Genomic DNA, 24,437 nt, shown 5'->3' on the forward strand with positions numbered 1-24,437 from the left:
ATACTGTACCTGTATATAACGATGTGGCAGATTGAACTGGCTCCTCCCTCACCCGCACACATCATTATATACAGCATGCAGATCATCTATACATATACAGGATAGAATGCCATACTCATATACTTCCCCTATGAAGGAGAGATGGATTATGAATCAGGATATGCGCAGCTTGCTCCGTGATTATGAAACGACCCCGGTTGAGATCAACGAGATTACGTACCCGGCACCTCAGAGTGCAGGTCATTCACTGCTCGTTATTCCCAGTGAGAATCTATTGGAAATGATGGAAGAAACCGCCGAGGAAGAGGATTCCTTTGATGCTACAGTGCAAAAGAACATCGCCGAGTCAGCACAATTGACGCTCGCTGACGGCTTACGTCGCTCCATCGCCTGGCTACTGGAATACAATGAATTGCCAGCCGAATATCAGCCACTGGAAAAGCTATCGACAGATCAATTGTATGCGGCTTATCGACTGCTACAGGAATCGGAAGAACCGCTCGATATGCTGGATGAAGAGATGGTGGCTACCGAGCACCATTTACCTGTACCCGATGCGAACTGGGCGGAATATCGTCAGGAGGATGGTGCATTCTGGCTCAAGCTACCGCAGGGACGAGAATATGAAGCTCCGATCATCATCCCGATGGGCGGCTATAATGAATGCCCGATGCCTGAAATACAGGCAACCGTGTTCCGAGCCTGGCAGCAGCAATATGATGCCCTTCCTATTGCAGTCAGTGAAAGCACATGGATTCTACGCACAGGTCGCCGCCCGGAGACGGATGCGGATGCGCTAATACTGGCAAGACAGCATCTACTCTTTTGCCCATATGTACTGGAAAGCTTTGATACGCTTGGGGAATATGCGAGCTACTTGAAGCAGCAGGATATCTGGTATTTCTGGTGGGATTGAGATAGGAGTATGGTATGCGCATGAGCTTGAAAGCTTCACTATTAGGCAGTAGTAGCTCATGTTGCTCGATGTATCCAATTATAGTTTACACATTCAGCACAGGTGTACCTCGCCTGTGCTTTTACTTTGCTACCTACCGATCCAGTGGATTGCCTATGCATTTTAGATCAAGGCTGTGCCAGTGACCCGTCATTTGGGGTACAATAGATAAGGATCGAACCGTGGATTATTCTACTTGCATACTCATTCCATTTTATATACAGGAGGTACACCGACGATGAATATTTTATCCATTGAGCCTACACCGAGTCCGAATACGATGATGCTACGTGTGGACGAGACGCTGCCCGCTGGCGTACGCAAAACATATACGCTGGATAACGAGCGCTCTGCACCTGCTTTTATTCGTGAGATGCTGCATATTAACGGCGTGAAAAGCGTCTTTCATACCGCTGACTTCGTAGCTCTGGATCGCCGTGCCAATGCGGATTGGTCAGCAATTCTAAATGAAGTACAGGAAAAGCTTGGACGTGACGGCGTTGAGAATAAACTAGAGGTTCCAGAAGACCTGTCTGGCGAGCATTTTGGTGAAGCGAATGTGTTTGTGCAGTTTTTCCGTGGTATTCCGATGCAGATTCGTGTCAAAGCAGGAACGAAGGAAGAACGTATTTCACTATCCGATCGCTTTGTACAAGCGGTCACCGAGGTTGCCAGTGCGACCCTGATCAAGGAGCGTAAGCTGACCGACTACGGTGTTCGTTATGGCGAGCTGCCTGATATCGCTCGTGAGGTTGAGCAGGAGCTCGAAGCCGCCTTCCCACCAGAGCGTCTGCGTAAAATTATCGAGCAAGCGATCTCGCACGGTGCAAGCAATGAGGAATTTATCGAGCAACGCCGCGAAATGTCGCAGGAAGAAATCGCTCAAGCGATGGAGCATGCAGACTGGCGCGTACGCTATGCTGCGTTTGATGTGCTGGAGCCCGACGAAAGCAGCCTGCCGCTCATCCGTAAAGCACTAGAAGATGAAAAAATGCAAATTCGCCGCCTTGCTGTCGTCTATCTGGGCGATCTAAAAACCCCGGCAGCGATGGAGCTGCTTTATCATGCGCTGGAGGACAAATCCGCCGCCGTTCGCCGTACTGCTGGCGACACCCTGTCCGATATCGGCGACCCAGCCGCTACACCAGCGATGCTGAAAACCCTTCAGGATAACAGTAAGCTCGTTCGCTGGCGCGCTGCCCGTTTCCTGTACGAAGTCGGCACCGAAGAAGCACGCGAAGCTCTGGAAGCCGCCGCTCTCGACCCCGAATTCGAGGTCAGCCTGCAAGCCAAAATGGCACTCGAACGCATCGAATCCGGCGAAGAAGCCGCCGGCACCATCTGGCAACAAATGGCACGAAGCCGACAGCAAAATAATTAATTCATCCCAAGCCAAAATGAAACGATCCCATCAATACAATCAACATCAAGCAAGATACGATACAACAACCCATACCAAGTTCAAATCATCTTCGATAACCAGAATCACAAAGACCTTTCTATAAAGTATGGCATATAAAATATAGCCTATACCCTTAAACGCAATACGATAAACTCCATCCCATGTACACAAACTCACCCACAAGTTTGTGTACATTTTTTATGGATCACATATTTCATGAATCGCATCCTTTTCCCCCAACAACAATCCCCCCCTCCCAATATCCACTCCCCACCCCGCCATCCCTATTTTCTTACCAAATACTAACCCCCATGACCTTAATTCCCACCAAATCATCAAACTAAATATCCCACGCCTCTCCTCCACACCTAACCATACATTCTTTAATAAAAAATAAACACCACCGTGCAAAACACAACAAATGCACAACAATAACGCATCCATCCACTCCTACCCACTTCTGCTCCTCCCACCCAAAAAGTTATAAAAATCCCCGCACACACTTCATTTAAGAACACAACATTTAAGAACACAAATTTGAATAGAAGGGCATGGTTACAGTTACAGTTACAGTTACAGTTACAGTTACAGTTACAGTTACAGTTACAGTTACAGTTACAGTTACAGTTACAGTTACAGTTACAGTTACAGTTACAGTTACAGTTACAGTTACAGTTACAGTTACAGTTACAGTGTTAAGTTTAAAAATACGAATCACTCAACACAATACGCTATATTAACTAAATTGCACATCGAGCATATGTGTGCAACCGAATCGGAACGGAGGCAAGGAAATAAGGGAAAAGGACGACTTTGGAGCCCGGGAATCTTCATTCCTTCCTAATCCAAAAGATTCCTGGGCTCCACCCGAGGACGTTCCCTTATTCCTTGCCGCAAGTGGATGCTGCCCCCTCACTAAATTAGCCAAACACGCATCACTAAAACCAAAACACTCACTCAGTTCAAAGCAACACCTCGTATCTCTTGTTACTTGTTATTTTTCTCTTATCGCTTGTAACTTCGCAACACAGCACACCCCATGATTTTTCAACTTTCCCATCAAAATCATTGCCAAACCCCCACCAAAAAGCTATACTGTAACACATCCGTGTCAGTATCCATCTGATACGTACGACAACTGCATAATATGCCTCATCACACAACCACGATGAGGTAGAGGTCGCAACATGAATTAGTATGATCGGAGCAGGCAATGGAGTTGCCATAGATGCCGATCGGAAAGGTCATGCTGCCGAAGTGCGGTGCTGCACTCCAATAGCACTGTGCTGGGGCTGTACTCGAAAGGGACAGAACTGTCACAATGAAAAAAACCTAGCCTTTCATTGTGTTGAGCTATCTTAAAGGGGAAGTATGATGCGGGATCGATATCGATAGATCGCAGCTGGCCTGCGGTCTATTTTTTATGACCCTTCTTCCCCTGAACGATGATGAAGGAGTGTATCCAAGCAATATGAGTTCACCTGCAACAAACACAACCAAGACCCAACTGAAAGCTGGCCTGCGTGCCAGACATATGACCATGATCGCACTCGGTGGATCGATCGGAACCGGTCTGTTCCTTGCGAGCGGCGGTGCGGTAGCGAATGCCGGCCCGGGTGGCGCGCTGCTCGCGTATGCGTGCGTCGGTATTATGGTGTATTTTCTTATGACAAGTCTCGGAGAGATGGCAACCTATATGCCGGACTCCGGTTCGTTCAACACATATGCGGCTCGCTTCGTTGATCCTGCCTTTGGCTTTGCGATGGGCTGGAACTTCTGGTACAACTGGGCAGTGACGATTGCTGCCGAGCTGTCAGCAGCTACGATTATTATTAAATACTGGTTCCCGGACAGCTCGTCCTTTATCTGGAGTCTGCTGTTCCTGGCGCTAATTTTCTTACTGAATGTGTTATCGGTCAAAGGCTATGGGGAATCGGAATACTGGTTCGCTATGATCAAGATCGCGGTCGTTGTACTGTTCCTGATTGTCGGCGTGCTAATGATCTTCGGCATTATGGGCGGCGAAGCGGTAGGCTTCCGCAACTTTACGATGGGCGATGCGCCGTTTCATGGTGGACTGCTTGCCTTTATCGGGGTATTTATGGCGGCAGGCTTCTCGTTCCAGGGCACCGAGCTGATCGGGGTCGCGGCGGGCGAGAGTGAGAATCCGCGCCAGCATGTGCCACGTGCGATTCGTCAGGTATTCTGGCGTATTCTGATCTTTTACATTCTGGCAATTCTGGTGATCGGTCTGCTAATTCCGTATACGACACCTTCGCTGCTTGGTAGTGATCTGACTGATATTGGGGTCAGCCCGTTTACCCTTATTTTTGATAAAGCAGGTCTTGCCTTTGCTGCGGCTGTAATGAATGCGGTTATCCTATCCTCGGTATTATCTGCGGGGAACTCGGGGATGTATGCCTCTACTCGTGTACTGTTTGCACTGGCACGTGATGGCAAAGCACCGAAGATGTTCGCTCGACTGAACTCGCGTGGTATTCCGCAAAATGCACTGATCGTCACAGCGGCTTTTGGCATGCTGGCCTTCTTCGCTTCCCTGTTTGGCGATGGGATCGTATATAGCTGGCTGCTGAACGCTTCGGGAATGTGCGGCTTTATTACATGGCTCGGCATTGCGATTAGCCATTATCGCTTCCGTCGTGCTTTTGTCGCGCAGGGACGCGATTTGAATGAGCTACCTTTCCGAGCAAGATGGTTCCCATTCGGCCCATTATTTGCTTTTGTACTGTGTGCGATCGTTATTGTCGGACAGAGCTTATCGTATATTACAGCCGACGGTATCGACTGGAAATCGATTTTCGCAACGTATGTGAGTGTACCGTTGTTCCTGATTCTATGGCTTGGCTACAAATGGAGTAAAGGCACGCGCCTTGTCCCTTTAAAAGAATGCGATCTGGATACGGGTGCTCGTCAGGACGTATAATGCTGTATCGGTTATACGGTTTGCCTGAAATGAGTATCGCTCCAACGACCTCATTCCGCGTTACTTGAAAAGCTACAACCTGTGAAAATAACAAAAAAACCTTTCCGTATGACGTGAACCGAATCTGATGTACAGATTGGTTTGTATAACGGAAAGGTTTTTTATTATTGGGGCTGATACGGACTTATTGCCAGTACAGCGTTACTTTTAGATCGTTATTCGTGCTATTCATTGATTGGACGGTATAAGAGATCGAGCGTACACCGATCGAAGACAGGGAACGCAGATCGCTTTTCAGGCTATTCAGGTTGCCATTGTAACGGAAGACCAGCATTGTTTTGCCGTTAGTGCGTGCGGATTGTACCTGAGATTTGAGTGCTGCGCCAGAGACATAAGCGGTGCTTGTATCTGCGGTGCCGTTACCGATCGTTGCATAATCGAGTGCACGTGCCAGCTGCTGATATACGCTGGATTGTGTGCCACCTGTGCTGATCAGCTTATCCAGTGTGCTCTGATACGTCGTGTTGGCAGCCGGATAAGTTTTCGTCCAGTTATGATCCTTTTTCATCTGCGCATCGGTTAGCAGATAATACGTTGTATCTACGCCATCGCCCTGATCTGGAACAGGATCATCCCATGTTGTATCCAGGTGATACCATGTACCATCCAGATTTACCAGATTCCATGCATGCAGCTCGCCGCCAGCTGTTCCTTCGACGATTAGATTCTGAATGCCAGCTTCCTTGAGCAGCTCATACGTGAGCAGTGCATAGCCCTGACATACGGCAGTCCCATCATGCAAAGCTTCATAGGCGGTATAACGAGTATACGTCTCATCGTATTTTACATTGCGTACAACCCAGTCATGGATCGCCTTCACCTTTTGGTGATCATTCATCCCTGTTGTCACAATATTAGACAGAATCTGCTTTACCTGACTTTGTACATAGCCAGTCTGTGCAGCAGTTTCGCGATAATTCATTGTGACCGTTACTTTGGCGGAATAGGCATTTTGACGCCAACTCAAGCCATAGCTATCCAGTACATATTGTGTGTACGGATCTTTCTCCAGTGCCTGCTCAAAAGCATCCTGAAGCATCGCCTTCAGACCGGAAGTTGTTCCACTGTATACAAATGTTGTCTCAGCATCACGGTTCATTAAAGCACGATAAAGCTGATCGACTACATCGCTGGAACTGTACATAACGGATTGTGCAGTAGCTGCCTGTGCAGACTGCGGAGCATTAACAAGTGGCAAGCCGGCGAACAACAGAGTTCCGGCCAGCAAGGTTTTGGCCCAGAGATGACTTGAGTTTTTCATTCAGACGTATCCGCCCTTCCCAAATTGAATTCACTTTAATGCATTATATCGGCAAAATGACGGGCTGCAATAATAGAATAAACAAGCAAGTTCACAAATTATTTTTGCCTCTATAATACAACGCATGAACAATTCGATAGTTGCGCGCATTCCGTATATTAGCATCTTCTCCCGGGCGGAAAAGCGTGTCATTTTGCTCATTATAACACTGTAACTTATTTAGCACATAGTCCTGAATTTTGCGGGAGTACAAGGCCTGTTGCTACCTTATGAAAAGGATCGATTGCCTTCATATGTATCCCTGCATCTGCTTGCCTATTCTCCCTTGCCAATAGCCGATCCTTTCTACGATCTATACCGCTGAACAGGTAACAATCCCCGGTAAGATTAAAAGAGAAAAGGCGAGCTATACACGCCATATAGCGTTCATAGCCTGCCTCTCTAGTTCGCTCTAGTATCACCTACAACTCATCCACGCAAAGAAGTCAATCTACGATTCAGCTCAGCGGTCGCTGTGTACACATCGCGATAGATTGCAAACAGCTCATCATACTGCTTCGTACGCTCTGCATCCGGTGCATACGAGCGAGAGGTACGCAGGAATGCCGCTGCACATTGCTCCAGCGATTCGAACCAGCCGCTTCCATATGCCGCCAGCATCGCCGCCCCCATCGCAGGCCCCTGTTCATTTTCAAGACGTACGACTGTTGCGCCAAAAATATCCGCCTGCATTTGCAGCCAGGTCTCATTTTTCGCACCGCCACCGATCGAGATCACTTCAGTAATCGACTTCCCAGATTCGCGTAAAATATCGATCGATTCACGTAGTGAGAACGTGATCCCTTCCAGCACTGCACGGGCAAAATGAGGAAGCTTATGCGAAGCATCCATCCCGATAAAGCTACCGCGGATATCCGCATCTGGATGCGGAGTGCGCTCTCCTACAATATAAGGCGTAAACAGCAAGCCGTCGGCTCCAGGCGCAATTGTATCGATTCCATCCAGCAGTGTCTCAAACGATTGCTCTGCTGCAAACGTACTGCGGAACCATTCCAGGCTATATCCAGCAGCCAGCGTAACTCCCATAATATAGAAGGCATCCCGCTCACTATGATTGAAAAAGTGGACTTTCCCTTCAAAATCAAGATCCTTACGCTCCTCATATGACAGCACCACACCGGACGTACCGATACTGCACATCGTCTGTCCTTCCTTCAAAATACCCGCACCAATCGCACCGCATGCATTATCCGCTCCACCTGCATAAACACGCGTACCTTCACTCAGCCCTGTTGCCGCAGCGATATCCGGCAATAATCCACCAACATCGTCAAACGATTCCACGAGACGCGGGCAAAAGGACATCGGCAGCTCAAAAGCAGTCGCGATTCGTTCGCTCCATGCCTTAGCCGTCACATCCAGCAGTAATGTACCTGCCGCATCTGAATAATCCATCGCCAGATCACCGGTTAGCCGCAGACGTACATAATCCTTTGGCAATACAAAGACAGACGCCCGTGCCCAGTTATCTGGCTCATGCTCCTGCACCCATAGAATTTTCGGTAATGTAAAGCCCTCCAGCGCCCGATTGCGAGCGATCTTCAGCAGATCATCGCCGAGTGCTTGTTCAATACGGCGGCATTGTGCGGTGGTTCGTGTATCATTCCACAGGATCGCTGGACGAATTACCTGATGCTGCTCATCCAGCAGGACCAGACCGTGCATCTGCCCGGAAAAGCTCAGCCCTTCAATCTCACTTGCTGGAACCTTCGATACCTCTAGCAGTCTGCGTAGCGACAATAGCGTCTTCTCCACCCAGTCCTCTGGATGTTGCTCACTATAGCCTGGCTTTGGCTGCGATAACGGATACGACTCCGATGTCTCAAAAGCAACCTGTCCCTGTCGATTCACAAGTACCGTCTTCACCGCACTCGTCCCCAGATCAACACCGATCACATAGCTCATACGATAACCTCCCCAATAATAGCCGTTCGTTTACTTTTCATTGTCCATGTATTGATTACTTTGATATGGATTACATTGATATTGCATAATGTTGATATGGATTACGCTTAGCTTATCTCCATGATGGGCATATTCGATTGCTCCCCTATTGATTACGCTTCTGCCAGTTACATCGAACAATTAGTTAAGTCAAATAGCTCGTTATACTGAACAGCCAGTTACAACCAACAATCAGTTATATCAATAGCCCGTTATACCGAACCATTAGCATTATTTGATTGGAATATTTGATCACACTAGGATTAATCCCAGTGCCAGCTATCTGATTAGCCTTTGTCATTCACTTGCCTGCCACATTCGTATATACATGTATATAAAAAGCAACAAAGTCGCTCCCTGCTCCCTTACGGGAACCGAAGGAAGCGACTGTTGTCTGTTCTTCTCGTAGTTATACTTTCGCCAATTACTCTGTCACCAGATACTGGTTCAGGGTAGCTTTCAGCAGTTCTTCGCGACCCGACTCGTTGGCACGTGGCTGCTCATTGTTCAGCGCATACTCAGCCAGCGATGACAGTGTTGCTTTGCCATTGACTACATCCGCACCGATGCCTTCACGGAAGCTGCTGTAGCGTTTGTCGATAAAGTCCTCAAACACGCGATCTTCCAGCAGACGTGCAGCTGTTGTCAAACCTTTCGCAAATGTATCCATACCTGCGATATGAGCGATCACCAGATCGTCCGCAGCGTAAGAAGGACGGCGTACTTTCGCATCAAAGTTAATACCGCCGCGACCGATACCGCCATTTTGCAGCACTTCATACATTGTTGTGGTAGCTGCATACAGATCAACCGGGAACTCATCGGTATCCCAACCGATCAGCATATCACCCTGGTTCGCATCCAGCGAGCCCAGCATGCCATTTGTGCGTGCCACGCGCAGTTCATGCTGGAAGGTGTGTCCTGCCAGTGTGGCATGGTTCGCTTCCAGGTTTAATTTAAAGTGATCGGTCAGATCGTACTTTTGTAGGAAGGCAATTGCGGTTGCCGCGTCGAAATCGTACTGATGCTTAGTTGGCTCTTTTGGCTTCGGCTCGATCAGGAACTGTGCATCAAAGCCAATTTCCTTCGCATAATCAACAGCCATATGGAACATGCGTGCCATATTGTCCTGTTCCAGCGCATAGTCGGTGTTCAGCAATGTCTCATAGCCTTCACGGCCGCCCCAGAATACATAGTTTTCGGCGCCGAGACGTTTACCTACCTCAAGACCTTTTTTTATCTGAGCAGCTGCATGTGCGTACACATCCGCATTACAGGTCGATGCTGCACCATGCATGAAGCGTGGATTGCTGAACATGTTCGCTGTATTCCAGAGCAGTTTTTTTCCAGTTTGCTTCATATTCTGCTCGATCAGCTCGACAATCGTATCGATATTGTTATAAAATTCGCGGAGGCTATCGCCTTCCGGTGCAATGTCTACATCATGAAAACAGAAATACGGAATGCTCAGCTTGTCCAGCAGCTCGAACAAAGCTTCAACACGAGCCTTTGCCAGATCCATACCTGTATAGGAACCCCATGGACGGGAAGCGGTTTCGACACCAAACGGATCAGCCCCACCGGCAACGAGTGTATGCCAGTACGCCATACCAAAGCGCAGATGCTCTTCCATAGTCTTACCAGCAACGACCTGGGTTGGGTTGTAAAATTTAAAAGCATACGGATTTTTGGATTGGACACCTTCATATTGCACACGTTCAATATCTGCAAAATAAGCCATTACATAAATCCTCCTCTGATTCGTTTTCGGTCATGAACTTCCGCGTCCGAATCGGTGTTGCTCCTGTCGTACGCTGTCCGTTCTGCCATATTTAGCTTGAAAGAAATCGTTTACATCGCTATCCTAACATATATAAAAGACTTTGTCTATTCATTAAACAAAGTCATGATCGTTCATTCTGGAGAGGAGAAACATAATGAAAATCACAGGTGATCAAGCACTTGTCAAAAAAATAAATAAATCGCTCGTCCTCGATAATATTCGCCTCTATGCACCATTATCCAGAACACGTGTCTCTCAGCTCACCGGCTTAAATAAGGCTACCGTATCCAATCTGGTACAGGAGCTGATCGACGATCGATTGGTGCTGGAATCCGGTGAAGGTCAATCCAGCGGCGGTCGTAAGCCGCTCATGCTAGAATTCAATCCGAATGCAGGCTATGCCGCAGGGGTAGAGCTGAGTGTGAATGAGCTAACGATTGTACTCACCGATCTGGAGGGCAAAATCATCACCCGTCATACTGAGCCACTGCCTGATCACCGTGTAGAAACGACATTAGAGCTGATGCAGCGCATGATGGCAGTGCTGGTCGCCGAGGTTCCACCGTCCGTGCACGGCTTGATCGGCATGGGCGTGGGTGTACCTGGCATGGTGGATGAGCAGGGCAATGTGCTATTCGCTCCGAACCTCGGCTGGGAGGGCGTACCGCTTCGCGAGGAGCTGGAGCAGCTATTCGGGCTTCCTGTTACGATCGACAATGAAGCAAATGCAGGTGCGATTGGCGAGCTACAATTCGGTGCAGGACGACATGCAAGGCACCTCGTCTATATTAGTGTCGGTATGGGAATCGGCTCCGGTATTATTATCGATGGGCAGCCGTACAAGGGCGCACGCGGCTATGCTGGAGAAACGGGACATATGTCTGTCGAAGCCAACGGTCTGCCTTGCTCCTGCGGTAGCCGCGGCTGCTGGGAGCTGTACGCTTCCGAGCTAGCCTACGAGCATACCCTGATCGATCCACATCCGAATACAAATACCGCATACTGGGTACAGCAAGCGATGTGGGATGAGCCCGAAGCGATTCGCTTATTCCAGTGCATTGGCGAGTACCTTGGCGTAGGCATTACCAATCTCGTTAATAGCTTCAATCCAGAGCTGGTCATTATCGGTGGACATATGCGCCAGGCTGAGCCGTGGATCGCACCGCATGTAGAAGCTGTCGTATCCCAGCGTACACTGCCCTATCACCGCCAAAAGCTTGTCATTCAATACTCTGAGCTGGGGGAGCAATCGACCGTGATCGGCGCTGCCTATGCCGCGATCTCACAATTTCTCGGTCGAGTACGTGTCTCGATCTGACCGTTCTGCGTTTGCATCATATAAGTACGTAAAGTACGGATGAAGTAGGCACAGTAATGATATTTGCCTCCTCCTAATTCAGCCGCAAATAACCGAAATTGCTTCTGCACGTTCGGGTTGTTTGCGGCTGTTTCTCATTGTATTCAGCTGGAAATTATAGTATGCTAACAGCGTCAGGGCTGCAAGTTCTGCTCTGCATCCGGCAACATCAAAAACCATTTTGAAGGAGTTGGCTATAATGACAATGGACAAAATGTGTATGCAAATGATGATGGGGATGTGCATGGAAGACATGATGAGCAAGATGAACAACATGAAAATGATGATGGACATGTGCAGCAAGTCCGGTATGAGCATGAAGGAAATGGATATGGACATGGATATGATGATGAGTCGTCTGCAAGAATGCGATGAGATGATGACGTCCATGATGACGATGATGCGTGATATGAAACAAGCCAGCATGTAATTCACACGGATCTGAGCGATCTGTGAATTATGCTGGCTTGTGCTGTTGGTTGGAGGCTTGAACGCATACCGGTGCAACGGTATGCTTCGTAATTAATCGCAGACCATGCTGATCGATAGCAATCACAATCGGCTTGTTCCGCGCCTCGATCCGGCCAATTCTCCGTTATAGTCTAAAAGTATAGCTCAATATAGGATACCGACCTTTCGATAAGGTCGGTTCTTTTTTATACTAGAAGGGAAGCATCCCTTGATTATCGACAAGACTCACAATCGCTATTCAGCGACAGGCTTTCTGCCTGAATCTGACGCGATACAGAAATACGCTCCAGCTTCAATTGCCACCACTGCTCCAGCAGACGCTGCTTCGAGGAATCGTCGGTCGTTTCACGAATCGAATCGTACAGCGATAATAGCTGCTGATTAATCCGATCAAACTGTCTCCACAGCTGCTCGGTCACCGCCCATTCACGCTGCCACTCCTCCGAGTAGTTCAGACGCTTCAGATTCAGCAAAATCTCCTGTTGCCATTCCTCATCACCGATCTGGATTGCATAGTTGAGCAAGTCTAGGTAATCATCATTTCGCTCTGTTACGATATTATGGATAGGGTTCACGATTTCATTCACCTTCAATCTCTTTGTATACCGATTATTATACTCGGAATAAATAAGATTTCAACCGAATTTCAGCTAAAAGTGACCGGAATCGTTATAGTTTTATTCGATAACAACGATGCTTCGATAGAGCCCTTTTAAACAGATAGACTGGCAAATATTTTGCTTTTACTTGCTTTTTTATTTTGATTTTGCTTGCTAGCTTATTTAAAATTTGACGTAAAATCGCCTTATTTATAATGAACGATACAGCCGATTATAGTCTATAATTTCGATATTGGTAATTGCAGGAACTTGAAGTGTGCTTGTGTATAATGACTTCTGCTGGTATACATCCGGTAACACTACCCAGCCTACAGATAAAAAGAAAGCACGGATAAATAGAGAGAATCGCGCCCGCCCAGCTTGGACTCTATGAAGCTCGCGCAGTACGACTTTATTGGAAAATGTAGTGTGACTTTATACGCAAACGAGCAAGCGTAACGTCCACGTTCGCTTGCTAATAACGATGACGTAAACAGATCATGAACCTACTGTGAAATGGAGAGAAAGCAACTATGCATTTTTGGGAAACTGCTGATATTTCGTTGCCCTTTTATGTACTGATGTTTTTGTTTGCCCTGATTATTGTGCCATTGTTCAGTCTTGGTGTATTTAATTTTTCGCAAGCGAAGCGCAAAAAAGGGATTTCCCTATTAATGGCCGGCTTTGGAATTTTTCTAGTTTTTCAGGCGATATCGAATGTCTGGTTTTAGTTCAACAAATGGATAAGAATCGATCAATCCGCATCGATTCAAGTATAATAAAGCCAGTAACTCTTTTTGGAGCTGCTGGCTTCATTTGTATATCTTTATAGATGGAACTTTTTTTAGTTTATAGGCCTAGCTCTCTATAGAACGATCCTACTACGACCTAATACATAACGAAGGAGAATGAATATGAATCTTCATGCCGTATCTTTACCACAGCTACAGCCAAGCCCGGGAAACCTGGTGGCTCTGTGTGTACTACCATCCTTCACAGCAGAACAACCGTTATTGTTGGCTTTAAACACGGATGCAGAGCTATGGAAAATTGAACTGCTAACGGGTATGACTCGACAGTTAGCTACGATCCAATTACCGGAATGGGAGCCTGATCATCCTGTGCAATTGATTGTTAGTCCTTGCGGTCGCTTTGCTGGTATATCGAACCGATTTGGCAAATATGCAATTATTGTCGAACTTACCTCAGGTACAACGATACTCACACTTGAACGAGGGGAGTATCATTATGATAAATCCACTTATCCGCTTGCTTTTATTAGACAAAACGACCAGCTGCTACTGGCTCATGGTACAGACTGGAATCGGCTGGAGCTGACCGCCCTTTTGCCAGAAATGAAACCGCTCAGTACACGAACCATTCCCAACCCTCAGGGCGAATCGGATGCAGAAAAGGCGCATTATTTAAACTATTTTCACGGGAAATTACATAGTTCTCCCAATGGAACATTCCTTGCCGAAACAGGCTGGGTATGGGCTCCAGTTGGAGTAACTCTTGTATGGAATAATAATGCATGGCTCGCCAATGTATGGGAATCCGAAGATGGGACATCACTTGATTCCGTCTGGCAACCGCTGATTGACTGGGATCTACCTATGGTATGGCTGAATGATGAATTGCTAGCCATCTGGGGGAAGCTGGATGAAGATTTGCTGGATGAGGAAGATTGGGGAGAAGAAGGTACACAGTCGGTGATTATGATCTATAATGCAAAATTGCGCACTCGCCATACAGTCATTACAGGTGTCCCTGAATTTCAAACCCGCACCGATCTACCAGACGTATTTGTTCATCCGCAGGCTCAGCTTGCTGCATCTTCTGATGGCAAACTATTCGCCTGGGGACGAGCTGTACCTCTACAGGTATGGAATCTTTCGACACAGCAGACGGAGCACCAGCAGTTAGACCATTCGATTCAACCTGATCTGTACCATGCAGAAACCGATCTGTTTCTCAAAATCGGTGCAGACTCTATTCAAGCATGGCGATACGAGTAGCTGCCATTTGTGATAAAGCATTAGCTTGAATAGATTGCTAGACCTGAAACGATGGTTAGACAAAGATACAGCCTCGTCAGCGAATAGGGTATTTGCTTTTTAGCTTTTTAGCTTTTTAGCTTTTTAGCTTTTTAGCTTTTTAGCTTTTTAGCACTTTATTTTTTACGTATTTTAGTATTTTAGTTTTTTGGTCTCTTGCTTCCTCTCGTTTCTATACCTTGCTTTGCTATAACGTTTAACTATCAACAACATCAAAAATGCACTCCTCCATACCTATTCATTTCCCTAAAAGGGCTTCGAATAGACATAGGAAGGAGTGCATTTTATATCGAAAATATATAGGAAGTTCTACACGTCATACGCGCATTCGTTTTGGGTCACAGGGGGCAATTTACGAACTTACAGCGTTACCGCCGCATGCTCCGCTGCTTCAATGAATTTCTCTGCATCCATCGCTGCCATACAGCCGCTACCTGCTGCGGTGATCGCTTGACGGTAGCGTGTATCCTGTACGTCACCACAAGCGAATACGCCAGGGATGTTCGTTTCGGATGTGCCTGGGTGGGTCATGATGTAGCCGTTCTCGTCTGTGGTGATCTGTCCGCCGAGGAATCCGGTGTTAGGATGGTGACCGATCGCTACGAATACACCGTGAGCTTCGATCACTTCTTCTTCGCCAGTCTCGTTGTTCAGTACTTTCAAGCCAGTTACGCCGAGTGGGCCTGCTACGACCTCCAATGGTGTGCGGTTAAGCGCCCATTCGATTTTGTCGTTCGCACGTGCGCGATCCTGCATGATTTTGGATGCACGTAGCTCTTCACGACGGTGAACCAGCGTTACTTTTGATGCAAAACGAGTCAGGAAGCTTGCTTCTTCCAGTGCAGAGTCCCCGCCGCCGACAACGATGATCTCTTTGTTACGGAAAAAGAATCCATCACAGGTTGCACAGGTGCTGACCCCACGACCGATATTGTCCTGCTCGTTCGGGATACCGAGATATTTGGCAGTAGCGCCTGTGGAGATGATCAGTGTCTCCGTTACGATCTCGCCTTTACCTTCTACTTGCAGCTTGAATGGACGCTGGGACATATCTACATTGTCCACCCAGCCTGTATAGAACGTAGCACCAAAGCGCTCTGCCTGTTTACGCATATTATCCATCAGCTCTGGACCCATAATACCATCTGGGAAACCAGGGAAGTTCTCGACTTCAGTTGTTGTTGTCAGCTGACCGCCTGGCTGAGGGCCTTCGATCACGAGCGGGCTCATGTTCGCGCGTGCCAGGTAGATCGCCGCAGTCAGTCCAGCAGGGCCAGTTCCGATAATTACTGATTTATACATAGTGTATTCCTCCATATGCGATAGTTTGCTTTGCAAAAATCCTTTTTCATTTGACCTTGTTCTCGTGTTAGATGATCGCTAATCGTAGAACGATATCGTTTGAATACGTACAGGAATGAGTAAATGCTTGGATCGTTTATATAGCTGTGTGCTAGATTATATGAACCTGATGCACACATATCAAATATTATAAATTATATTGCATACAATTAATTCGCTTTGAAACTATTTATAGTATGCTTCTAATTGTTCAGATAGTCAAATGAAATTTTGATGAAAAGCCGAATCGCTATTTCACGACTGCGGCGATAACATGAAAATGCGCCCACCATATCGTTTACAGTAGACGCATCTCGGGTTAACGCTAGCAATTCATCGATTCCAGCTCGTTTCGCCGGGCAAGTCTAATCATTTCCTTCATCTATACAAACCTGTAAAAGCTCATTCGCCTATCCTGCCTCTGTGATCATAAGCCTGGTGCATCAACGCGCACGCAATAAACGTAAACCATTTAAAATGACCAGAATCGTACTCCCCTCATGCCCTACTACACCGAGTGGCAAAGCGAGATTATCCGCAAAGTTACCGATAATGAGCAGCGTAATGACGGTCAGTGCGAAGATCATATTTTGACGCACGATGCTTCGTGCGCGGCGTGCCAGACGAATCGTAGCTGCAATCTGTTCAATGCCATCATTCATCAACACCACATCTGCCACTTCCAGTGCGGCACCACTCCCCTTCATGCCCATCCCCAGCCCAACGGTAGCCGCGGCGAGTGCAGGAGCATCGTTTACTCCATCGCCTACCATCACCACATGACCGTACCGTTCTCGCAGTTCTTGAATACGTGCAACCTTATCCTCTGGCAGCAGACCTGCATAGATATGATCGACTCCTGCGGCATGTCCAATCGCTTCCGCTACGGCTGGACGATCTCCGGTTAGCATCGCTACTTGAATACCAAGCTGCTGAAGCTGCTCTACTGCCTCCTGCGCCTGTGGACGTAGCTCATCACGAATGGCGATCAACGCTACCATCTGCTCATCTCGTAGCATCAGCGAAACGGTCTTGCCTTCAGCTTCCAGCTCGGCACGACGACGTACCCACTCTATATCCGCAGCGGGCTGATCGAGCAGATCGGCTCGACCTATTTTCCATTGATGACCGTTCCATTCTCCGGCGATCCCCCAGCCGGTGATCGCTTTCACCTGCTCCAGCTCGTATGGCTGAATGCCACGCTCAGTGCTATATTGCACAATCGCGCGTGCAAGTGGATGTCCCGATATCGCTTCAAGCCCGGCTGCAATCGCCAGCAACTGCTCCTGCTCGCCTGCTTCTGCTGCATCGGTCATCAGCCAATCGGTCACCACCGGCTCGCCAAGTGTTAACGTTCCTGTTTTATCAAAGGCAACCACAGCGGTCATGCTCATATTTTCCACATGGACACCGCTTTTGAATAACACGCCATGACGAGCGCGATTGGAGATCGCTGACAGCATAACCGGCATGATCGAAGACACCAGTGCACACGGCGAAGCGACCACAAGAAAGACCATCGCTTTATAAAAGCTATCTCCCCAGCTCCAGCCTGGTAACAGAGGTAGCAGCGCAATCAGCAGCACCGTTACGACAACGACGATGCGCGCATATAGGGACTCGAATCGTTTGATAAAACGCTGTGATGCAGGCACTTCGGTTTGTGCAGATTCGACCATTTTAATAATTTTGGCAAATACCGTACCTTCTGCGGATTGGGTAACCTCGATATATAACGCACCCTCGCCATTGATGGTACCTGTAAATACTTCATCCCCGGACAACTTAGAGATAGGCAGCGACTCTCCTGTAATCGATGCCTGATTGACTGCCGATTGACCACGTACAACCGTACCATCCGCTGGAATCAGCTCGCCTGGCTTCACCATCACCAGATCACCTACGCGCAGCTGCTCAATCGCGACATGCTCGACTTTGCCGTCACGCATGCGCAAGGCGGTCTCCGGCTTGAGTGACAACAATGCTGAAATATCCTTACCGCTACGCTCATTCGTATAGCTCTCCAGCGCTCCACTCAGTGCGAAAATAAAGATCAGCATCGCGCCCTCATTCCAGTAACCGATTGCGGCTGCACCCATCGCAGCGGCAATCATCAGCAGATTCACATCCAGATCACGCTCGTGAATGAGTGTCTCTACACCCTCACGTGCCTTCTGCCAGCCGCCGATTCCATAGGCGAGAATGTACAGCACGACAGACAGTATGCCGGGACCTTCTGCGTAGGATAGCAGCCAGGCGAGCAGCATCATTGCCCCACTGCCGAGTGCTGCCTGCATTTCACGATTTTGGATGAATGCTTTGAGATTTTGACGTCCTTTGCCTCCGGGTGAAAATGGATTATGTCCCTGACGAGCTGTAGGCAGAGCTGGCATCATTTTGATTGGTTTCATTCGATTCACGTTCCTTTCGCTATACGCTAAATAAGATAGGTTACTGCGTAAAATTCCTTTTTTATTGCAATCCGTATGAGGAGATTGCCAGCACTAATTGAGAATGACTCACATTATTAATGCCCTTAAAACAGCTCATGCTGCTTCGGGTAGCCCCAAAGCAGCATGATTGGTATTGAGAATGATATTCATTTTTGACTCGCTACAATTATTTTTACCTAGACCAACTTTTGATTAGATTATAATTGTTCGCCCTATAAAAGTAAAGCACCTTCTGCCCACAAAATCGTCTTTTTAGACATTGTTTGTAGGTGGAAGATGCTGTATCTTTGCTTTGATGAAGATGGTTTACCTTTATCATTGGATGGAAAGGATTCGGTGCCTATGGGTAGCGCTCGCGCCGCACTAAGGCTTATCTACTCGTCCCCATCCATAACCCGCTTCCTCGGACACATCCTCTGGCATTCCCGGTAAAATAAGTCCCCCATCGACACGCAGATTGATGCCTGTAATATAGGAAGCTTCATCCGATGCTAACCATGCTACCGCTTCGCCGATATCGCGCGGTGTGCCCATCCGTCCGAGTGGAATCTTTTTGCCAAGTGGTTCAGTCAGGGCATTCCGATCCAGTCGATTCACGGTAGCACCGGGCGCGACGCAATTGACACGTATGCCATGCGGGGCAAGCTCCAGCGCAAGCGAGCCGGTGGAACGGATTAGAGCTGCTTTCATTCCTCCATAAATGCTATCATCTGGATACGCACGCTCACCGCGCGAAGACGTAATATGCACGATATTACCGGGCATCTTGCGCTCGATCATCGCCTGTGCTGCATACTTCGCTGCCAGCATCGGTGCCCGGTAGTTAAGCTCCAGCATCCAATCGATATCTTCTTCCTCCAGCTCTAGCAGCGGCTTACGTGTGCTTCCACCTGCATTGTTCACAAGCAGATCGATACGGTCAAAATGCTCCACCGTTTCGCGCACGGTTCGCTCGACCTCTCCGGGCTGGGTCAGATCGCTCTGGATAACAAACGGCGCTGCGCCATAAGTATGGGTTAACTCCTCCACAACCTGCTCCAGCTCTTCGCTGTCCGATTTATAGCTGATTGCCAACCGATAGCCCTTCTGAGCAAGCACGCTGGCGATGCCTCTACCGATTCCAATTCCTGCACCTGTAACGAGCGCAACCTTGCGATGCTCCTGTAGTACATTGCTCATGATCGGAATGCCCCTTTCACTTTTCATAGAAATGGTATGGGCATCATTACCCGTCAATGCGGATGATACATCCTTTGTATGCAAGATTACGCAAACTTTTATGAGCCCTGTCTTAAACGTTGCTCGGTCTGCTGCCAGATCTGGCGCATATACAGGGAAGCCTCTGGCAATTGCTCGCTTACTACGCCCTCAAGCGAGATATCGATATGAGGCTTGTACTGCTGAAGCAGCTCGAAAAAGGTTGGATAATCGAGCATGCCTGTGCCTGCTACGCATTCCTCCTTAGAACCATCGGCTGCCATCTGAATATCCTTAGCGTGAATGAGAATGATGCGATCAGCCAGCAGCTCAAATACATTTCGCAAAAAGCCCTGCTGATCGGCTACATATTCTGGCTTCATCATATTGCACGGATCAAAGAGCATCCCGATTGCTGATGAAGGCACCTCCTCCATCAGCCGTACCATCGCCTCAGCGTTATGCACGGTGTGGACAGCAACCGGCTCAATCGCCATATGCACGCCCCATTTATCCGCTTCCTCGGCTAGCTCGGCTACGGTATCGCGGAGTGTGTTCCAGCCCTTTTCCCTATAATGCTCCGGGTCGGACTGCTGATATGTATCCAGCGAGCCGGTCTCTGTTGCTACCATACTACAGCCAAAATCACGCGCATACCGCAAGTGCTCTTTAAATCGAGCAATCTCCTGCTTACGCGCTTCAAGATCGGGATGCACGGGATTAATATAGCAGCCTAGCACGGCAATACGTACGCCCTGACGATCGAATTGCTCGGCGATATAATTGCCCATGCCCGGACTAAGTCTGCCATTACGTGTGTCGATATCGGAAATGGCTTTGGCGAGTGCTAGCTGAACGCCGGTGAAGCCGCCAGCGGCTACGCGTGCAGCCAGATCGGCGACAGGTTGTTTGCCATAGATATGAGAAAGTACGGATTGTTTCATTAGTGCACCTCGTTTTCAATTAGATGGTTGTGAGGTATATGCAAACTTATACGTTATGGGCGAACACCACTCCGGTAAGGAATAAGGGGACGGACTCAGGTGGAGCCGAGGGAATCTACTGGATTGGGAGTTAATTGTAGATTCCCGCCCCTCCAAAGCTGTAAGATATTTTGCTTCGCAAAAATCACTTTTTATTGCACCTCGTGTTAGGAGATCGCTAACACTGTAAATCGTCCTTTCCCCTTATTTCCTTCCCTTCGTTCTGTGCGGCTCACATGTATAAGAGTTTTCATATACCACTTATAGCAGGTTTAACGTTCGTTTATAAATAAAGTGCAATGCACGATGTACATTGCACTTTATATTTTTTTGACATTGTTATTAAAATCCTTGATATACGTTGATGTGATTTAACATATTTTATAGGTTGAGGCTTGTTAGTAGATACTGTGGGTCGTTTTACATGATGTTTGATCATTTTAGTATGACTGCATTCGTACACGATAATTCTACTACATAGACCTCGATACAGGTATAGATATGATCTTAACTGATTAACGTGCCATCCAGCCGCCGTCTACGCATAGGACGTGGCCGTTTAGGTAGTTGGATGCGTCGGAAGCGAGGAAGACGACTGGGCCTTGCATGTCCTCGGCTGTGCCCCAGCGTGCGGCTGGGATGCGCTCGGTGATGGAATCGAAGCGTGCCTGGTCGGCTACGATTGGGGCGGTGTTGTCTGTTAGCATATAGCCCGGTGCAATCGCATTGACCTGGATGCCTTTGGATGCCCATTCATTGGCGAGTGCTTTGGTAATGCCGGCTACGCCGTGCTTACTTGCCGTATAGCCAGGTACATTAATGCCGCCCTGATAGGACAGCATAGATGCGACACTGATGATTTTACCGCTGCCGCGCTCGATCATATGACGGCCAACGAGCTGGGATAGATAAAATACGGTTTCCAGATTCAGATCCAGCACATCCGCAAAATCCTTCCACGAATGCTCTGCTGCTGGTGTGCGGCGGATAATACCTGCATTGTTTACAAGAATATCAATTCGTCCCTTGAAGGCAAGTGCTTCGGTTACGACCGCTTCCAGGCCATCATGCTGGCTCAGGTCAGCCTGAATCGAGATTGCTTCACGTCCCAGCGCTTGAATTTTGCTGACTGTATCCTCACTTTTGGAATACGATACACAGACGACATCGGCGCCTGCTTCTGCCAGACCAAGCGCCATTCCCTGTCCTAATCCACCACTTGTTCCGGTAACAAGTGCTACTTTTCCGCTCAGATCAAATGCGTTCATGCCCTGTTCAACTCCCTGCATCATAGTGGCTATACGATCATAGGCAATCAGCAGCCAGTGAATTCTGGCTGTGCTGTCTGTTTTTCGAGTGGACTTGCACAGGATAGGAAATTCCCTATCCTGAACTTCGTAGATACTGATCGAGCTTATGAGTTTGTGGCACGGTGGATCGGCTTCCAGTACGTTTAACACCAATCGTACTTGCAGCACTTCACTCCATACGCTCATACGCTCATACGCTCATACGCTCATACGCTCATACGCTCATACGCTCATACGCTCATACGCTCATACGCTCATACGCTCATACGCTCATACGCTCATACGCTCAAGCATAACAGCCTTCACAAAAGATGCTACATGGTTAACGCGTATTTATTCATTGGAACGTTATCAACGAATACCCTGTATTGGCTCGCCAGTTATGCGCCTGCCTGATCCAGTGGAATACCTGCTTGCTGAAAATGCTTGGCCTGCTCGCTGGATAGACCGCTATCGGTAATGATCATATCCAGCTCAGAGCAGGTCGCAAATGTCCACAGTGCGAACTGTCCAAACTTCTGATGATCGATTACGCCGTATACCTTTTGCGCGGTATCGACCAGTGCCTTTTTGAATGGCACCAGATCACCTGTATAAATAGACAGGCCAAACTCGGGATGCAATGCGGTCGACGATACGAATGCCTTGTGAATATTTAATCCACGCACATATTCAATCGCCTGACTGCTCACCAGCATATTCCGATTCCGCTCACCGCCCGGTACGACGAGTCGAACCTGCTCTTTTCTCGCCAGCTCGCTCAAAATGAACAGATCGTTCGTTACTACTGTGAGTGGCATGGAGGGCAGACGACGAGCAATTTCTAGCGTCGTGCTGCCGCCATCCAGTGCGATAATGTCGCCAGGCTGAATATAATGGAGCGCTCGCTCAGCGATTTCGCTCTTTTCCGGCATATGCTTCGTATTAGTGCCCTGACCGGACAAAATGCCGTACTGATCATTTTGCGCCAGTACCGCGCCGCCATGTACACGCACGAGTAATCCCATTTCTTCTAATTTGGCAAGATCCTCACGGATCGTTTTGCCTGTAACATGAAGTGTATCGCTTAATTCACCAACCGTAATTTCCTGACTGGCGATTAATATTTCCATAATGCGTTCATGACGCTTCAGTGCACTCATCCGACGAACCCCCGTCCCTTCCAGTGATCGCTCCGGTGTATGTTGTCTCCCGGTGATAGGGCTGGAATGGTGTTTTTGGGTTTATTTTAAATCCTTCATAGCCACGGCGTCCATATCATCGAACGTCTGGTTCTCACCAGCCATCGCCCAGCAGAATGTATAATTGCTTGTGCCAACGCCGCTATGGATCGACCAGCTTGGAGAAATGGCAACCTGTCCATCACGTACAACCAGATGCTTCGTTTCCTGTGGCTCGCCCATAAAGTGGAACACGACGCTGTCCTCTGGCATGTTGAAATACAGATATACTTCGGAGCGACGGTTATGGGTATGACACGGCATTGTATTCCACATATTGCCCGGCTCCAGCTCGGTAATGCCCATCACCAGCTGACAGCTCTTGATGCCGCCCTGATGGATATATTTATAAATGGTGCGCTCATTGGACGTCTTAATATCGCCCAGATGACTTGGAGTTGCATCCTCGCGCGTTGCTTTGGTCGTTGGGTATGCTTTGTGAGCAGGTGTCGATACGAAATAGAATTTAGCAGGTTCCCCATCATGGCTGGCAAAGCTGACTTCCTTCGTGCCGAGCGATACGTACAGACATTCAAAAGCACCGATCTCGTACTTTTCGCCGTCTGCGGTTACCGTACCGGTTGCACCAATATTGATAATACCGATCTCGCGGCGCTCTAAGAAAAAGTCTGTCCCGATATCCTTCAGATTCACTTCCAGCTTAATCTCCTTGGAGGCTGGAACAGCGGAACCTACGATATAACGATCCACATGACTGTAAACGGTTACGAGTTCGTCCGTTGCAAACAGATTCTCGATCAGAAACTCCTCACGCAGACGTGCGGTATCAAACGTTCTTACATCATTCGGGTGGGACACATAACGGTTTTCCATGCTATTCATCCTTTCGTTTCGGTTTTAATTAGGTTCATATGTGTTTATATTAGTTCATTTTGTTCATTTTGAAAAGGGTTAAATAAAATCGTACCTATATTCCTAAGCTTCTATTCATATTCTATACATATTGTTATGGTAGGATAGACAAAAGCCTTGCTTATTGCAGATAGAATTAGCTATACCTCAGCCTATATTCATCTCTA

Annotated in this window: 17 protein-coding genes and 1 riboswitch; of the genes, 6 read left to right on the forward strand and 11 right to left on the reverse strand. The window is 48.0% G+C overall.

What is annotated here, in order from left to right; genetic code table 11:
- Positions 1–148 precede the first annotated feature (148 nt).
- The 3 genes from SK066_RS19710 (at position 149) to SK066_RS19720 (ending at position 5,301) form a co-directional block, all read left to right on the forward strand.
- Complete coding sequence (locus SK066_RS19710) at positions 149–916, forward strand: DUF4253 domain-containing protein (RefSeq protein ID WP_320542744.1); 768 nt, start codon at positions 149–151, stop codon at positions 914–916.
- Between the two features lie 277 nt (positions 917–1,193).
- Positions 1,194–2,336, forward strand: coding sequence for a virulence factor (locus SK066_RS19715; protein ID WP_320542745.1), 1,143 nt, complete (start codon positions 1,194–1,196; stop codon positions 2,334–2,336).
- 1,187 nt (positions 2,337–3,523) lie between these two features.
- A riboswitch (Lysine riboswitch) is annotated at positions 3,524–3,721 on the forward strand.
- 107 nt (positions 3,722–3,828) lie between these two features.
- On the forward strand, positions 3,829–5,301 hold the full coding sequence (locus tag SK066_RS19720; protein WP_320542746.1) for an amino acid permease: 1,473 nt from the start codon (positions 3,829–3,831) through the stop codon (positions 5,299–5,301).
- Between the two features lie 184 nt (positions 5,302–5,485).
- Here SK066_RS19720 and SK066_RS19725 read toward each other — a convergent pair whose 3' ends face one another.
- The 3 genes from SK066_RS19725 to xylA all read right to left on the reverse strand — a co-directional run bounded on the left by SK066_RS19725 (position 5,486) and on the right by xylA (position 10,367).
- Positions 5,486–6,622, reverse strand: coding sequence for a transglutaminase domain-containing protein (locus SK066_RS19725; protein ID WP_320542747.1), 1,137 nt, complete (start codon positions 6,620–6,622; stop codon positions 5,486–5,488).
- A 468-nt stretch (positions 6,623–7,090) separates the two neighbouring features.
- Positions 7,091–8,587, reverse strand: a complete 1,497-nt coding sequence (xylB, locus tag SK066_RS19730) for a xylulokinase (RefSeq protein ID WP_320542748.1) — start codon at positions 8,585–8,587, stop codon at positions 7,091–7,093.
- Positions 8,588–9,050: 463 nt separating this feature from the next.
- Positions 9,051–10,367: a xylose isomerase gene (gene xylA, locus SK066_RS19735; protein WP_320542749.1), complete on the reverse strand. Its 1,317-nt coding sequence runs from the start codon at positions 10,365–10,367 to the stop codon at positions 9,051–9,053.
- A gap of 196 nt (positions 10,368–10,563) precedes the next feature.
- Here xylA and SK066_RS19740 point away from each other — a divergent pair, with 196 nt between their 5' ends.
- On the forward strand, positions 10,564–11,727 hold the full coding sequence (locus tag SK066_RS19740; RefSeq protein WP_320542750.1) for an ROK family transcriptional regulator: 1,164 nt from the start codon (positions 10,564–10,566) through the stop codon (positions 11,725–11,727).
- A gap of 244 nt (positions 11,728–11,971) precedes the next feature.
- The gene (locus SK066_RS19745; RefSeq protein ID WP_188777451.1) at positions 11,972–12,196 is read left to right on the forward strand and encodes a hypothetical protein; all 225 of its coding nucleotides are present in this window, start codon (positions 11,972–11,974) and stop codon (positions 12,194–12,196) included.
- A gap of 253 nt (positions 12,197–12,449) precedes the next feature.
- Here SK066_RS19745 and SK066_RS19750 read toward each other — a convergent pair whose 3' ends face one another.
- The gene (locus SK066_RS19750; protein WP_320542751.1) at positions 12,450–12,812 is read right to left on the reverse strand and encodes a hypothetical protein; all 363 of its coding nucleotides are present in this window, start codon (positions 12,810–12,812) and stop codon (positions 12,450–12,452) included.
- A 938-nt stretch (positions 12,813–13,750) separates the two neighbouring features.
- Here SK066_RS19750 and SK066_RS19755 point away from each other — a divergent pair.
- Positions 13,751–14,854, forward strand: a complete 1,104-nt coding sequence (locus tag SK066_RS19755; RefSeq protein WP_320542752.1) for a hypothetical protein — start codon at positions 13,751–13,753, stop codon at positions 14,852–14,854.
- Between the two features lie 399 nt (positions 14,855–15,253).
- Here SK066_RS19755 and trxB read toward each other — a convergent pair whose 3' ends face one another.
- The 7 genes from trxB to kduI all read right to left on the reverse strand — a co-directional run bounded on the left by trxB (position 15,254) and on the right by kduI (position 24,231).
- Positions 15,254–16,195, reverse strand: coding sequence for a thioredoxin-disulfide reductase (gene trxB, locus SK066_RS19760; protein ID WP_188777343.1), 942 nt, complete (start codon positions 16,193–16,195; stop codon positions 15,254–15,256).
- Between the two features lie 482 nt (positions 16,196–16,677).
- The gene (locus SK066_RS19765) at positions 16,678–18,630 is read right to left on the reverse strand and encodes a heavy metal translocating P-type ATPase (protein ID WP_320544927.1); all 1,953 of its coding nucleotides are present in this window, start codon (positions 18,628–18,630) and stop codon (positions 16,678–16,680) included.
- 420 nt (positions 18,631–19,050) lie between these two features.
- A complete protein-coding gene (locus SK066_RS19770; RefSeq protein WP_320542753.1) occupies positions 19,051–19,866 on the reverse strand; it encodes an SDR family NAD(P)-dependent oxidoreductase in 816 nt (271 codons plus the stop codon).
- A gap of 98 nt (positions 19,867–19,964) precedes the next feature.
- On the reverse strand, positions 19,965–20,828 hold the full coding sequence (locus SK066_RS19775; protein ID WP_320542754.1) for a sugar phosphate isomerase/epimerase family protein: 864 nt from the start codon (positions 20,826–20,828) through the stop codon (positions 19,965–19,967).
- Positions 20,829–21,382: 554 nt separating this feature from the next.
- On the reverse strand, positions 21,383–22,135 hold the full coding sequence (gene kduD, locus SK066_RS19780; protein ID WP_320544928.1) for a 2-dehydro-3-deoxy-D-gluconate 5-dehydrogenase KduD: 753 nt from the start codon (positions 22,133–22,135) through the stop codon (positions 21,383–21,385).
- Between the two features lie 422 nt (positions 22,136–22,557).
- Positions 22,558–23,319: a DeoR/GlpR family DNA-binding transcription regulator gene (locus SK066_RS19785; RefSeq protein WP_188777355.1), complete on the reverse strand. Its 762-nt coding sequence runs from the start codon at positions 23,317–23,319 to the stop codon at positions 22,558–22,560.
- Between the two features lie 81 nt (positions 23,320–23,400).
- The gene (gene kduI / locus SK066_RS19790) at positions 23,401–24,231 is read right to left on the reverse strand and encodes a 5-dehydro-4-deoxy-D-glucuronate isomerase (RefSeq protein ID WP_188777357.1); all 831 of its coding nucleotides are present in this window, start codon (positions 24,229–24,231) and stop codon (positions 23,401–23,403) included.
- Between the last annotated feature and the right edge of the window lie 206 nt (positions 24,232–24,437).

This window comes from Paenibacillus hunanensis (genome assembly GCF_034055775.1).
GTDB classification, from domain to species: domain Bacteria; phylum Bacillota; class Bacilli; order Paenibacillales; family Paenibacillaceae; genus Saccharibacillus; species Saccharibacillus hunanensis.

Bases quoted from the DNA above. Each gene is read 5' to 3' on its own strand.
- SK066_RS19710 (WP_320542744.1), top strand. From the start codon at position 149: ATGAATCAGGATATGCGCAGCTTGCTCCGTGATTATGAAACGACCCCG.
- SK066_RS19715 (WP_320542745.1), top strand. From the start codon at position 1,194: ATGAATATTTTATCCATTGAGCCTACACCGAGTCCGAATACGATGATG.
- SK066_RS19720 (WP_320542746.1), top strand. From the start codon at position 3,829: ATGAGTTCACCTGCAACAAACACAACCAAGACCCAACTGAAAGCTGGC.
- SK066_RS19725 (WP_320542747.1), bottom strand. From the start codon at position 6,622: ATGAAAAACTCAAGTCATCTCTGGGCCAAAACCTTGCTGGCCGGAACT.
- xylB (WP_320542748.1), bottom strand. From the start codon at position 8,587: ATGAGCTATGTGATCGGTGTTGATCTGGGGACGAGTGCGGTGAAGACG.
- xylA (WP_320542749.1), bottom strand. From the start codon at position 10,367: ATGGCTTATTTTGCAGATATTGAACGTGTGCAATATGAAGGTGTCCAA.
- SK066_RS19740 (WP_320542750.1), top strand. From the start codon at position 10,564: ATGAAAATCACAGGTGATCAAGCACTTGTCAAAAAAATAAATAAATCG.
- SK066_RS19745 (WP_188777451.1), top strand. From the start codon at position 11,972: ATGGACAAAATGTGTATGCAAATGATGATGGGGATGTGCATGGAAGAC.
- SK066_RS19755 (WP_320542752.1), top strand. From the start codon at position 13,751: ATGAATCTTCATGCCGTATCTTTACCACAGCTACAGCCAAGCCCGGGA.
- trxB (WP_188777343.1), bottom strand. From the start codon at position 16,195: ATGTATAAATCAGTAATTATCGGAACTGGCCCTGCTGGACTGACTGCG.
- SK066_RS19765 (WP_320544927.1), bottom strand. From the start codon at position 18,630: ATGATGCCAGCTCTGCCTACAGCTCGTCAGGGACATAATCCATTTTCA.
- SK066_RS19770 (WP_320542753.1), bottom strand. From the start codon at position 19,866: ATGAGCAATGTACTACAGGAGCATCGCAAGGTTGCGCTCGTTACAGGT.
- SK066_RS19775 (WP_320542754.1), bottom strand. From the start codon at position 20,828: ATGAAACAATCCGTACTTTCTCATATCTATGGCAAACAACCTGTCGCC.
- kduD (WP_320544928.1), bottom strand. From the start codon at position 22,135: ATGAACGCATTTGATCTGAGCGGAAAAGTAGCACTTGTTACCGGAACA.
- SK066_RS19785 (WP_188777355.1), bottom strand. From the start codon at position 23,319: ATGAGTGCACTGAAGCGTCATGAACGCATTATGGAAATATTAATCGCC.
- kduI (WP_188777357.1), bottom strand. From the start codon at position 24,231: ATGGAAAACCGTTATGTGTCCCACCCGAATGATGTAAGAACGTTTGAT.